Annotated in this window: 9 protein-coding genes; 3 read left to right on the plus strand and 6 right to left on the minus strand. The window is 64.7% G+C overall.

The features are described from left to right. Nucleotides 1-36 precede the first annotated feature (36 nt). From ACNPP0_RS25725 to ACNPP0_RS25735, 3 genes are read right to left on the minus strand one after another with little or no spacing between them, the layout of a single operon-like run. A complete protein-coding gene (locus tag ACNPP0_RS25725) occupies nt 37-1,554 on the minus strand; it encodes an efflux transporter outer membrane subunit (RefSeq protein ID WP_448707387.1) in 1,518 nt (505 codons plus the stop codon). A gap of 5 nt (nt 1,555-1,559) precedes the next feature. After that, nucleotides 1,560-4,709, minus strand: coding sequence for a multidrug efflux RND transporter permease subunit (locus ACNPP0_RS25730; protein WP_332607883.1), 3,150 nt, complete (start codon nt 4,707-4,709; stop codon nt 1,560-1,562). 40 nt (nt 4,710-4,749) lie between these two features. Continuing rightward, on the minus strand, nt 4,750-5,952 hold the full coding sequence (locus tag ACNPP0_RS25735) for an efflux RND transporter periplasmic adaptor subunit (RefSeq protein WP_448707388.1): 1,203 nt from the start codon (nt 5,950-5,952) through the stop codon (nt 4,750-4,752). A gap of 217 nt (nt 5,953-6,169) precedes the next feature. Here ACNPP0_RS25735 and ACNPP0_RS25740 point away from each other — a divergent pair, with 217 nt between their 5' ends. Then, a complete protein-coding gene (locus tag ACNPP0_RS25740) occupies nt 6,170-6,763 on the plus strand; it encodes a TetR/AcrR family transcriptional regulator (RefSeq protein ID WP_332607881.1) in 594 nt (197 codons plus the stop codon). Here the strand turns inward: ACNPP0_RS25740 and ACNPP0_RS25745 are convergent, their stop codons facing one another. The 3 genes from ACNPP0_RS25745 to ACNPP0_RS25755 all read right to left on the minus strand — a co-directional run bounded on the left by ACNPP0_RS25745 (nt 6,764) and on the right by ACNPP0_RS25755 (nt 10,155). Further along, nucleotides 6,764-7,774, minus strand: coding sequence for an aldo/keto reductase (locus ACNPP0_RS25745; RefSeq protein ID WP_448707389.1), 1,011 nt, complete (start codon nt 7,772-7,774; stop codon nt 6,764-6,766). An 88-nt stretch (nt 7,775-7,862) separates the two neighbouring features. Beyond that, nucleotides 7,863-8,927, minus strand: coding sequence for a serine hydrolase domain-containing protein (locus ACNPP0_RS25750; RefSeq protein WP_046807221.1), 1,065 nt, complete (start codon nt 8,925-8,927; stop codon nt 7,863-7,865). Between the two features lie 31 nt (nt 8,928-8,958). After that, on the minus strand, nt 8,959-10,155 hold the full coding sequence (locus ACNPP0_RS25755; protein WP_448707390.1) for a pyridoxal-phosphate-dependent aminotransferase family protein: 1,197 nt from the start codon (nt 10,153-10,155) through the stop codon (nt 8,959-8,961). A gap of 214 nt (nt 10,156-10,369) precedes the next feature. Here ACNPP0_RS25755 and ACNPP0_RS25760 point away from each other — a divergent pair, with 214 nt between their 5' ends. Both ACNPP0_RS25760 and ACNPP0_RS25765 read left to right on the plus strand, forming a co-directional pair. Beyond that, nucleotides 10,370-11,179, plus strand: a complete 810-nt coding sequence (locus tag ACNPP0_RS25760; protein ID WP_332607878.1) for a GntR family transcriptional regulator — start codon at nt 10,370-10,372, stop codon at nt 11,177-11,179. 108 nt (nt 11,180-11,287) lie between these two features. Continuing rightward, on the plus strand, nt 11,288-12,874 hold the full coding sequence (locus ACNPP0_RS25765) for an ABC transporter substrate-binding protein (RefSeq protein WP_332607877.1): 1,587 nt from the start codon (nt 11,288-11,290) through the stop codon (nt 12,872-12,874). The last annotated feature ends 28 nt before the right edge of the window (nt 12,875-12,902 follow it).

Here is a 12,902-nt window from a genome sequence, read left to right on the forward strand (position 1 = left end):
GGGATACGGTCGACCCAGGCTACCTGATTGCGTTGCCTACCGCACAGCGGGGTCGGCGCTGGTGGCCGCCGCCCCGCCGGCGCCGGCATGCGGCGCCTGCACACCGGGCCAGCCGCCACCCAGCGCCTTGAACAGGGTCGCCAGCGCAATCTGCCGCTGCGTGCTGACCTCGATGTACGTCAACTGGTCTGTGAAGGCGCTGCGCTGCGCGTCCAGATAGCGCAGGTGGCTGTCAACGCCGCCGCGATACCGCGCTTCCGACAAGCGCATGGCTTCCTGGCTGGACTCGGCCAACGCCCGGCGCGACGCGGCTTCGCGTTGCAAGGTGTCGGTGGCGGCCAGGGCGTCGGCCACTTCCTTGAACGCCGTCTGGATGGTCGCTTCGTACTTGGCAACGGCAATGTCCTTGCGCACCGTCGCCAGGTCCAGGTTGGCCACATTGCGCCCGCCCGAGAAGATCGGCAACGTGATCTGCGGCATGAACGACCACGCGCGCTGCCCGCCGTCGAACAAGTTGGACAAGTCGGCGCTGGACGAGCCGTACAAGCCGGTCAGCGTGATGCTGGGAAAGAACGCCGCGCGCGCCGCGCCGATGCTGGCATTGCGGGAACGCAGCTCGTGTTCGGCGGCCAGAATGTCCGGCCGGCGCTCCAGCAATTCCGACGGCGCGCCCGCCGCGATGTCCTGCACCAGCACGTTGGACGTGGTCCGCTGCGCGGGCAGATACGGGCGCAGGTCGTTGACGCCCACCAACAGGCCCAGCGCGTTGCCGGCCTGCCGCACTTCGCGTTCCATGCGCTCGCGTTCGGCGCGCGCCTGCTCGGTCAGGCCCAGCGCTTCTTGATAGTCCAGCGCCGTGGCGGTGCCGGCCTCGCGCCGCTTGACGATCAGGTTCAGCGACGCCTCGCGGCTGGCCAGCGTTTGTTCGGTGACCTGCATCTTGCGCATCGCGCTGTCACGCGTGAGATACGCCTGAATCACCTCCGCCACCAGGCTGATGCACGTGGCGTGCGCGGTTTCCTCGGTGGCCAGATACGTTTGCAGCGCCGCGTCCGACAGGCTGCGCACACGGCCAAACAGGTCGATCTCGAACGAGGTCAGCCCGATGCCCGCCTGATAGCTGCTTTGCACGGCGGAACTACCCGTGCTGTTCAGGTCGCCCGGCACCCGCTGACGCGTGCCCGAGCCTTGCGCGTTGATACCCGGCAGCCGGTCGGCGCGCTCGATGCGGTATTGCGCGCGGGCCGCTTCAATATTCAGCACCGCCTGGCGCAGGTCGCGGTTGTTGTCCAGCGCCAGCGCCACCAGTTGGCGCAGCGCGTCGTCGGTGACGAAGGTCTGCCAATCCAGCGTGCCGGCGGCGGATGGGAAGGCATTGGCCGATGGATTGGCCGAGGTCCCTTCCGATGCTTGCCCAGCCGGGTTTCCGTCAGCCGGAAACTGCGTCGGGATCGGCGCATCCGGCCGTTGGTAGACCGGCGCCATCGAGCACCCGGCCAGCGCGGCCGTCAGCAGCAGCGCGCCCAGGCCGCGGGGATAAAAAGTCTGCATCATCACGTTCACTCCTGGGTCGCGCGCTGGGCGGGCAAGGCGTCCGGGGCGGGCTGCCCACCCTTCTTGCGCAGCAGCGACAGCACCCAGACAAAGAAAATGGGCACGAAAATCACACCCAGCAAGGTGGCGGTCAGCATGCCGCCGATCACGCCCACGCCCAGGGCGCGCTGGCTGGCCGCGCCCGCGCCACTGGCCAACGCCAGCGGCACCACGCCCAGGATGAACGCCAACGACGTCATCACGATGGGGCGAAAGCGCAGCTTGGCGGCCTGGATGGCGGCGTCCGCCAGCGAGTGGCCCTGCTCAAGCAGGCTCTTGGCAAACTCCACGATCAGGATCGCGTTTTTGGCCGCCAGGCCGATGATGGTGATCAGGCCCACCTTGAAATACACGTCGTTGGACATGCCCAGCACCGTCACCGCCAACACCGAACCCAGCGCGCCGATCGGTACGATCAGCATCACCGACGCCGGAATGGCCCAGCTTTCATACAGCGCGACCATCAGCAGGAACACCACCAGGAACGCCAGCGCAAACAGCATGGGCGCCTGCGCCCCGGCAAACTTTTCCTGATACGACAAGCCGGTCCATTCGTAGCCGATGCCGTGGGGCAATTCGGAAACGATCTTTTCAATGACGGCCATGGCCTCGCCCGTACTGTGCCCCGGCATCGCGTCGCCCGCGATCTTGAACGCGGGGTAGCCGTTGTAGCGGGAAATCTGCACGGGGCCGTTTTCCCAATCGGTCTTGACGAAGGCCGACAAGGGCACCATGCCGCCAGACTTGTTGGGCACGTTCAGCATCAGGATGCTCTCGGGCGTCATGCGGTCGCGCACGTCGGCCTGCACCACCACGCGCTGCAAGCGCCCGGCGTTGGCAAAGTCGTTGACGGTGGCCGAGCCATAGGCGGACGAGATCGCCGTGCTGATCGTGTCAAAGCCCACGCCCAGCGCCTCGGCCTTCTGGCGGTCGATGTCCAGGCGCAATTGCGGCGCGTCGGCCAGCCCTTCCATCATGGCGTAGGCGATGACGGGCGAACTGTTGGCCTTGGCCAGCAGCTGGTTGCGCGCATCGGTCAGCGCCTGGCGCCCCAGCCCGCCCCGGTCTTGCAGGCGCAGCGCAAAGCCGCCCGAATTACCCAGGCCGTCGATGGGCGGCGGGTTCACCGCCATGATCGAGCCGTCGTCAATCGCCGCGAAGCGCTGGTTCACGCTTGCGGCCACATCGGACGCGGCTTGGCCCTTGCCGCGTTCGGACCAGTCCTTCAGCGTGGGAAAGGCAATGCCCGCGTTCTGGCCGGTGCCCGAAAAGCTGAAGCCCATCACGGTGAAGGCATCGCCCATCGCGTCCAGCGACATCAGGTGCTGCTCGACGTCCGCCACGACCTTGTCGGTGCGCTTGTAGGTAGCGCCCGGGGGCAACTGCACGTCCACGATGACATAGCCCTGGTCTTCGGCCGGCACGAAGGATTCCGGCACGCGCACATACAGCACGGCCAGCACCGCCACGATGGCGACGTAGATCACCATATAGCGGCCGGTGCGCTTGACCAGGCGCGAGTTCAAGGCTTCGAAGCGGCCGGTCAGGCGGTTGAACATACGGTTGAAACCGCCGAAAAAGCCCTTCTTTTCTTCGTGGTGCCCCTTGGGGATGGGCTTGAGAAACGTCGCGCACAAGGCGGGCGTGAACGTCAGTGCCAAAAAGCCCGAGAACAGGATCGACACCGCCAGCGACAACGAAAACTGTTGGTAGATCACGCCGACCGAGCCGCTCATGAACGCCAGCGGCAGGAACACGGCGGACAACACCAAGGTGATACCGACGATGGCGCCCGACACCTGCTCCATCGCCTTGATGGTGGCCTCACGCGGCGGCAGGCCCTCTTCGGCCATGATGCGTTCCACGTTTTCGACCACCACGATGGCGTCGTCCACCAGGATGCCGATGGCCAGCACCATGCCGAACATCGTCATCATGTTGACCGAGAAGCCCAGCACCGACATCACCGCGAACGTGCCCAGCAGGCACACCGGCACGACAATGGTGGGAATCAGCGTATAGCGGAAATTCTGCAAGAACAGGAACATCACCAGGAACACCAGCACCATGGCTTCCAGCAAGGTGTGCACGACCTTGGTGATGGCCACGCTGACGAACTGCGACGTATCGAACGGCACCGAAAATTCAACGTCCTCGGGGAACGAGGCGGACAATTCCTGCAAACGCGCCTTCACGGCCTTGACCGTGTCGATGGCGTTGGCGCCCGGGGCCAGCTGCACGGCCGCGCCCACCGACTTCTTGCCGTTCAAACGGGTTTCAAAGTCATAGCTTTGGCGGCCGACTTCCAGCCGCGCCACGTCCGCCAGATGCACCACCGAGCCGTCCGCGTTCGCGCGCAGCACGATGTTGCCAAACTCTTCCGGCGAATCCAGCATGCCCTTCACCGCCAGCGTGGCCGTCAGTTCTTGCTCGGGCGAACCGGGGCGGCTGCCGAAACTGCCGGCGGGCACCTGCACGTTTTGCGCCGCGATGGCCGCGTTGACGTCCGCCACCGACAGGCCCACGCCCAGCAGCTTCTGCGGGTCGATCCACACGCGCATGGCCGCTTCGGCGCCAAAGAACTGCACCTTGCCCACGCCTTTGACACGGCGGATTTCGTTGTTGATGTGGCGCGCGGCGTAGTCGGACAAGCCCACCACGTCCTTGTGCGCGTCTTCGCCCTTGTACGTCAGGGCGTAAATCATCAGGAAGTTCGAGCTGGCCTGCTCCACCTGCAAGCCCTGCTGCGTTACCGCCGACGGCAGGCGCGCTTCGGCCTTCTTGATGCGGTTCTGCACGTCAACCTGCGCCAGGTCCGGGTCCATGCCCGGTTCGAACGTCACGGTGATTTCAGCGCTGCCGCTGGAACTGCTGGACGATTCGTAATACAGCATGTTCTTGGCACCGTTCAGCTCTTCTTCGATGACGCTCGTCACCGAATCGACCAGCACCGAAGCGGACGCGCCGGGATAGGTGGCGGCAATCGTCACCTGGGGCGGCGCCACCACCGGAAACTGCGACACCGGCAGCGACGGAATCGCCAACAGGCCCGCCAGCGAAATGAAGATGGCCACCACCCACGCAAAATTGGGGCGGCCAATAAAAAACTTGGACATGATTTACCTTTGGGTATGCACGCGGGGCACGGGCGGCTGCTTAGTTCGCGGCCGGGGCGGAAGCCGGGTCTGTAGCCGGCTTTGCTGCCGCGACGCGTTCCTTTTCAGCCGCCGGCGCCACACTGACTTTCTGGCCCGGCACGGCGGCCGACACGCCGCCCACGATGACGCGGTCGCCCGCCGCCAGACCGTCGACGATGTGCCAGTCCGAACCGCGCATGGTGCCGGTCTGCACGGGGCGCGATTCCACCACGTCGTCCTTGCCCACCAGCATCACCTGCGGCTTGCCATCGGTGCTGCGCGTGACCGCGCGCTGCGGCACCAGGATGGCTTCGGGGTCCACGCCCTGCTGTGTTTCCACCCGCACGTACATGCCGGGCAACAGCAACACATCGGGGTTGGCGAATTCGCCGCGCACCGACACCTGGCCCGTTGTGCGGTCCACCGCAATATCCGAGAACAGCAGCTTGCCGCTGCGCTTCTGGTCCGTGCCATCGACCGTGATCGAGATGCTTGCGCCCTCGCCCTGCCCCAGGCTGCCGTTCTGCAACGCCGCGCGCATGCGCAGCATGTCTGCCACGGGCTGGTTGAAATCGACGTAGATGGGGTCCAGTTGCTGGATCTTTGCCATGACGGTGGCTTCGTTCTGGCCGACCAGCGCGCCTTCGGTCACCTGCGCCCGGCCGATGCGGCCGGAAATCGGCGCCTTGACGGTGGCGTAATCGAGGTTCAGCTGCGCGGTTTCGACGTCGGCCTGCGCGGACCGGCGCGCGGCCTGCGCGCTTTTCAGCGTGGTGGTGGCGGTGTCGAAGTCCTGCTGGCTGACGGCTTCGATCTTCACCAGCGGCGTGTAGCGTTTCAGGATGGCTTGCGCATCGGCAACAGCGGCATCGGCCTTGGCCAATTCGCCCCGGGCGCGCGACAGCGCGGCCTTGAACGGCGCGGGGTCGATGCGGAACAGCACGTCGCCGGCCTTCACATCCGCGCCTTCTTCAAAGTTGCGCGTCAGCACAATGCCCGCCACGCGCGCACGCACTTCGGCCACGCGCACCGGTTCCACGCGACCCGGCAAGGTGCTGGACAACGCGTAGCGCTGCGGTTGCACCTGCACCACCTGCACCGCGCGCGGCGTGTCGGCCTGCGCCTGGCTGGGGGCTTCACCGCAGCCGGCCAGGCCCAAAACCAGGGCCAAAGCCGAACCCAACACCGTCAAGGGCAAGCGCCGCTTCAATTGATTCTTCATGTTTTACCTTGCGCCCCGCGGCACTGTTTTTTCACCAAGCTGCGGATGCTACATGAACGATTGATTTGAATCAATAAAGGTTCATTTGATTATCAAAAGATTATTAAGAAGATTTTAAAAGGCTCAACTTGTCAAAATCGCAAAAGTTTGCACAAGCTGAATCGTGCATGCTCCAATACGCGGCAATGGGGATTGGACACACTGACAGGGGCGAGCAATGGCGGACGACGCAGGGCAAGGGCACGAGCGGTTTTTAGTGGCGTTGGCATTGGCGATGGTGGACCAGCCGCGCGCCACGTTGCAGGAACTGGCCAAGGCCGTGGGCGTCAGCAAGGCCACGCTATACCGCTTCTGTCAGACGCGGGACCAACTGGTCCTGCGCCTTACCACGCATTGCGCGCACGTCATGAAGAAGGCGTTGGCGGATTCCCATCTGGATACCGCGCCACCGCGAGAGGCGCTGCGCACGCTGATCCACCAGAACATGGCGCACAAGGAATTGACCGCCTTCCTGATGTACAACTGGAAGCCCGACAACGAGCAGCAGCCCGACATCATGAACAGCTGGTCGGGCTACCAGGAATCGTTGGATGCGTTCTTTTTGCGCGGACAGCGCGAAGGCGCCTTCCGCGTGGACATCACGGCGGCGGCGCTGACGGAACTGTTCATCGGCGTGGTGACCAGCATGGTGGACGCCGAGCGGCGCGGGCGCGTCGCGCGGCTGGGCATTGCGTCCGTGGCCGAGCAGATGATGCTGCACGGCATCGCCGGCGAACCGGTGCGCGCACCGGTTGCGGCGACGCCGGCCTGATCAGGCGCCGGCGACGGGGCGACCGAAGAACGGGTAGTTCGGGTCGTTGTAGCCGTGGCTGGACGCGTGGCCCGGAATGACCCAGCCGTCCACGATGGCTTCGTCTTCAGGCGTAATGGTGACGTCCAGCGCCGCGTAATAGTCTTCCATTTGCGCCAACGTGCGCGGGCCGGCGATCACGCCGGTGATGATCGGATTGGCCAACACCCAGGCGGTCGCGAAGTGCCCGGGCCGCACGCCGCGCGTGGCGCTGTGCTGCACCAGCTGCTGGGCGATCTGTAGCGACTCTTCACGGAATTCGGTGGCCAGCATGCGGCGGTCGCCACGCCCGGCGCGGGTATCGGCGGCAGGCGCCTGGCCCGGCAGATACTTGCCCGTCAGCACGCCGCGCGCGATGGGGCTGTAAGGCACCACGCCCAGCCCGTAGTGCTTGCACGCGGGCAGGATTTCAACTTCGGGCCCGCGGTTCAGCATGTTGTAGTACGGCTGGCACACCACCGGTTGCGGCACGCCCATCTTTTCGCAAAGCCGCATCACCTCGGCAATGCGCCACCCCCTGAAGTTCGACAGCCCGAAACTGCGCAGCTTGCCCGCGCGGATCAGGTCGCCCAGCGCCCACAGCGCCTCTTCCAGGTTTTCTTCGTGAAAGTCGCGGTGCAGGTACAGGATGTCCATGAAATCCGTGCCCATGCGCGCCAGGCTTTGTTCAACGCCGCGCATCAGCCACTGACGCGAATAATGCGAATGGTTCGGGCCCTTGCCCACCACGTTGCCGATCTTGCTGGCCAGCACCCAGTCGTGGCGCTGCCCTTGCAGCAGCTTGCCCACCACCTGTTCCGAGCGGCCTTCGTTGTAGACGTCGGCCGTATCGATGAAGTTCACCCCATGGTCACGCGCCGACGCAACGATGCGCGCGGCCTCGTCGTCCGGCGTTTGTTCGCCGAACATCATGGTGCCCAGGCACAGGGGCGAAACGCGCAGGTTGCTGGAACCCAGACGGCGGTATTTCATGGGGCGATTCCTTTCTGATCAATGGAGTCGACGCGGATGAAGTCGACGCGGCGCGAACCCGGTGGCGGTGGTTCGCGCGGCGTTCATCCTACACCTGCGTTTCCTTGTCCGCATCCACCGCCGCCAGGATCTTGCCGAACAGTGCATCCGCGTGGGCGGAATTAAGCCAGCGCACAATCACCACCATCTTGCGTTCCGGTTCCACCCAGGTGAACGAGCTGCCCGCGCCCACGCCGAAGAAGCTTGTGGCCGGCACGCTGGGAAACACGCGGCCCTGGTCGTTCAGCCAGATCAGGTAGCCGTAGTACGGCGCGATGGCGCAGGGGGTGCGCATCGCCTGAATCCATTCGCGCGACAAGATCTGCTTGCCGTTGGCCTGCCCGTCGTTCAGCAGCATCTGGCCGATCAACGCCTGGTCGCGCGCGCTGATGGACATGCCGCCGCCCCAATGCGAGCCGCCCGGCACGGATGGCATGCGCTGGCCGTCGATCTCGACCCAGGCGGTGTCGTACCCCACCCATTGCCAGTCTTCGCTGGCGCCGATGGGGCGCGTGACGGCTTCGCGGAACACGTCGGGCAAGGGCTTGCGAAACAGGTGCAGCAGCGCGTACGACAGCTGGTTGATGCGTACGTCGTTGTATTCCCAATATGTGCCAGGGCGCTGCAAGGGGCGCGCGTCGCCCTTCTTGCCATCGGGCGGCACGCCGAAGGTCACGGCGCGATAGCGATCGGCCTGGTCCGACACGCCGAAGCGTTCGCCTTCCCATTCGCTGGTCTGTTGCAGCAGGTGGCGCCAGGTGATGTCGGCGTTCTGGCCTTCATCGAAGCCGATGCCCGGCACGCGCTTGCCCACGGGTTCGTCCACGTCCGGCAACAGGCCACGGTCATGCGCCACGCCCGCCAGAATTGCCAGGTACAGCTTGGCCACGCTGAAGGTCAGGTCGGCGCGTTCGGGCTCGCCCCATTCGGCCACCGTCTTGCCGTCCACCACCACCACGCCCGACACGGGGCCACGGTCGTGGATGGGGCCCAGCAGGCGGTTCCAGGGCGGCGGGTCGTTCAGGTGCACGCCAAAGTTGCCCTTGACGCTGCGGTCCCAGGTGGATTCGTGTTCATTGGCGAATTGGATCGCCTGCTGCATCAGCGTGTTCATGGTTTCCCTCGTTGTTGGGTTGGTCTTGGTCTTAAGCCGCCACGCCATCCGGGGCGCGCGCCAGGAATTCCATCGCGGCCTGCACGCCGCCCGGCTGGTGCGGTACACCGGCGGCGGCCAGCCCCATTTCAACGCCGGCCAGCGTGCCGCACAGCGTCAGGTCATTGAAGTGGCCCAGATGGCCTATGCGGAAGATGCGGTCGGATAGCTTGCCCAGGCCCTGCCCCAGCGACATATCGAAGCGTTCAAGAATGACCTTGCGCAGCGCGGCGGCGCCATGGCCTTCGGGCATCATCACGGCCGTCAGCGCGGGGCTGTGGGCGGCGGGGTCCAGGCTTAACAGTTCCAGCCCCCACGCCGCCACTGCCAGACGCGTGGCGCGGGCATGGCGTTCATGGCGCGCGAACACGCGCGGCAAGCCCTCGGCCTGCAACATGGCCAGCGCTTCGTGCAGGCCGTAAAGCAGATTGGTCGACGGCGTGTAGGGAAAATAACCCTTGGCATTGGCCGTCAGCATTTCGCGCCAATCCCAATACGAACGGGGCAGCGCGGCGGTATCGGCGGCAGCCAGCGCGCGCGCGCTGACGGCGTTGAATGCCAGGCCGGGCGGCAACATCAAGCCCTTTTGCGAACCCGCCACGGTAACGTCCACGCCCCATGCATCGTGGCGGTAATCGATGGAGCCCAAGGACGATATCGTGTCCACCATCAGCAACGCGGGATGCGCGGCGCGGTCGATCGCGGCGCGCACGGCGGCAATATTACTGGTGACGCCGGTGGACGTTTCGTTATGCACCACGCACACCGCCTTGATGCGGTGCTGGGTGTCTTCGGCCAGCCGCGCGCCGATCACGTCGGGGTCCACGGGGTGGCGCCAGTCGCTTTCGATGTAGTCAACGTCCAGGCCCAGCCGGCCCGCCAGCTTCTTCCACAGGCTGGCGAAGTGGCCGGTTTCCACCATCAACACGCGGTCGCCCGGCGACAGCGTGTTGACCAGCGCGGCCTCCCAGGCGCCGGTGCCCGACGACGGAAAAATCACCACGGGCGACTGCGTCTGGAAAACGGCTTTGGCCCCTTCCAACACGGCGCGGCCCAGCTCGCCGAACTCGGGGCCACGATGGTCGATGGTGGGCTGATCAATGGCGCGCAAGACGCGGTCGGGCACGTTGGTAGGCCCCGGAATCTGCAAGAAGTGCCGGCCGGACAAATGGGAATTCAGGGAAAGCATGCGTAGCCCCACAGTGGAATTATTTGTATACCAACGAAAGATGCGCGGCGATTCAAACGGCTTTTGACACAGCCCCGGCCGAGCAGGCGGACTTGCGGCATGCGCCACTCTATCCCATTGTTTTTGCACCGATAACCTAGGGTATACACCCATGATTGAAGTCGTTGCGTGGGGTTTATAGTCTAAAAAAACACGGGGAAAAGTTGGTATACCAATGAGCAGCAATCCTAGCCTGATGCGGGATTTGGCCGGGTCGGCGCATGCCGATTCAGCCCTGCCCGACGCGCCGCCGCAAGGGGCCGTGTCGCCGGCGCCACGCGCTGCCGGCAATGGCCGCACGCTGCCCGGCGCCGTCGCCGGGGCGTTGCGCGAACGCATCATCCAGGGTGAATTCCCCCCCGGCTCCCGCCTGAACGAACGCACGCTGTGCGACCTGTTGGGCGTGTCGCGCACACCGATGCGCGAAGCATTTCGCGTGCTGGCGGCCGAAGGGCTGGTGCAGATCGAACCGAACCGGGGCGCGCAGGTGGTGGCGCTGTCGGAAGCCAATATCCGCGAAGCGTTTGAAGTGATCGGCGGGCTGGAAGCCATGTCGTGCCGACTGGCGTGCGAACGCGCCACCGATCTTGAAATTGCGGAGATCCGCGCGCTGACCTACGAAATGATGGCCAGCCACGCACGCCATGACCTGCCCACGTACTTTCGCACCAACCGCGAAATTCACGAGCGCATCAGCCTGGCCTCGCACAACAGCCTGCTTAAGCAACTGTACGACGCGCAGAACGCGCGCATCCAGAACCTGCGGTTCGTGTCGAACGAAAACCGCCAGAAATGGGATCTGGCCATGCGCGAACACATCGACATGGCCGAGGCCCTGGACGCGCGCGACGCGGACCGCCTGGCCGGCATCATGCGGCAGCACTTGCAGCGCAAGTGCGAGGCCGCGCTGAAAAGCATCAACGCCGATGCAAGCATCAACGCCAATGCGGCGCCCAAGACCGCGCCTTCGTCCGACTCTGGTTGAGCCTGCCCTCCCAGCGCAAGGACGATAACGATAAAACCAGGGTGGCGCGGCCCGGAGCGAGATGATGGATACGCAGTACATGTAGTGCCTTCCACAGGAGCCTTCACCATGGCTGATAGTCGCTTCACACCTGCCTCACCCGCCCGACCCCGCCCCTACCGCGTCGCTCCCGTCGCGCCCCTACGCGCGGCCATTGCCGCCGCCCTCTTTGCCTGCGCCGGCCTGGCCGCCCAGCCCGCGCTGGCGGGCAAGAAAGACGACACCCTGCGCATGGCCTACGACCAGGCGCCTGAAAGCGTCGACCCGTACTTCAACAACGTGCGTATCGGCGTCATCATCGCGGCCAACGTCTGGGACACGCTGCTGTACCGCGACCCGGTCACGAACGAATACAAGGGGCAGCTGGCCAAAAGCTGGAAACAGGTCGACGACAAGACCATGGAATTCGAATTGCGCGAAGGCGTGAAATTCCATAACGGCGAAGAGTTCGACGCCGACTCGGTGGTGTACACGCTGAACTACGTGGCCGACCCGAAGAACAAGGCCGTTACGCAGCAGAACGTGTCGTGGATCGACAAGGTTGAAAAAATCGACAAGTACAAGGTGCGCCTGACCACCAAGGAGCCCTTCCCTGGCGCCAAGGAATACCTGTCCACCACCGCTGCCATCCACCCCGCCAAGTACTACCAGGAAGTCGGCCCCAAGGGCATGAACGCCAAGCCGGTGGGCTCCGGCCCGTACAAGGTGGTGGACTACCAGCCCGGCAAATCCATCACGCTGGAACGCAACGCCAACTACTTCAAGGACTCGCCGAAGGCGCAGCCGAAGATCGGCAAGGTGGTCATCCGCTTCATCCCCGACCGCCAGACGCAGATGGCCGAAGTCATCTCGGGCGGCGAAGACCTGATCATGAGCGTGCCCAAGGACCAGGCCGAACAGCTGGGCCAGATGCCCAACCTGCAAATGGTCACCGGCAACACCATGCGCATCGTGTTCATGCAGATGAACATCCAGGACGGCACCCCCGCGCCGCAACTGAAAGACGAGCGCGTGCGCAAGGCCATCATCCACGCCATCGACCGCGAATCCATGTTGAAGAACATCGTGGGCGAAGGCGGCGGGCTGATCAATACCATCTGCACGCCGTCGCAAGTGGGCTGCACGCAAGACGGCGCGCCCACCTACAAGTACGACCCGGCGCTGGCCAAGAAGCTGCTGGCCGATGCGGGCTACGCCAATGGTTTCGACATCGACATCGTGGCCTACCGCGAGCGCAACCAGACCGAAGCCATCATCAACTACCTGCAAGCCGTGGGCATCCGCGCCAAGCTCAACTTCTTGCAGTACGCCGCCATGCGCGACATGATCCGCGCCAACAAGGCGTCGCTGACGCATCAGACCTGGGGTTCCAACCTGGTCAACGACGTGTCGGCATCCACGCCCGTGTACTTCGCTTTCGGCAACGACGACATCACGCGCGACGCCAAGGTGCGCGACCTGCTCAACAAAGGCGACCACACCATTGACAGCGAGCCGCGCAAGGCCGCCTACAAGGAAGCGCTGGACCTGATCGCGCAAAAGGCCTACGCCGTGCCGCTGTGGACGCTGCCCGCCTACTACGTCGCCACCAAGGACGTGAACTTCAAGCCGTATTCCGACGAACTGGTCCGCTTCTGGGATATGAGCTGGAAGTAGCCCGGTGGGAAGTCACGCGCAGGGTAAC

The sequence above is a fragment of the Achromobacter semiaridum genome (assembly GCF_053543755.1).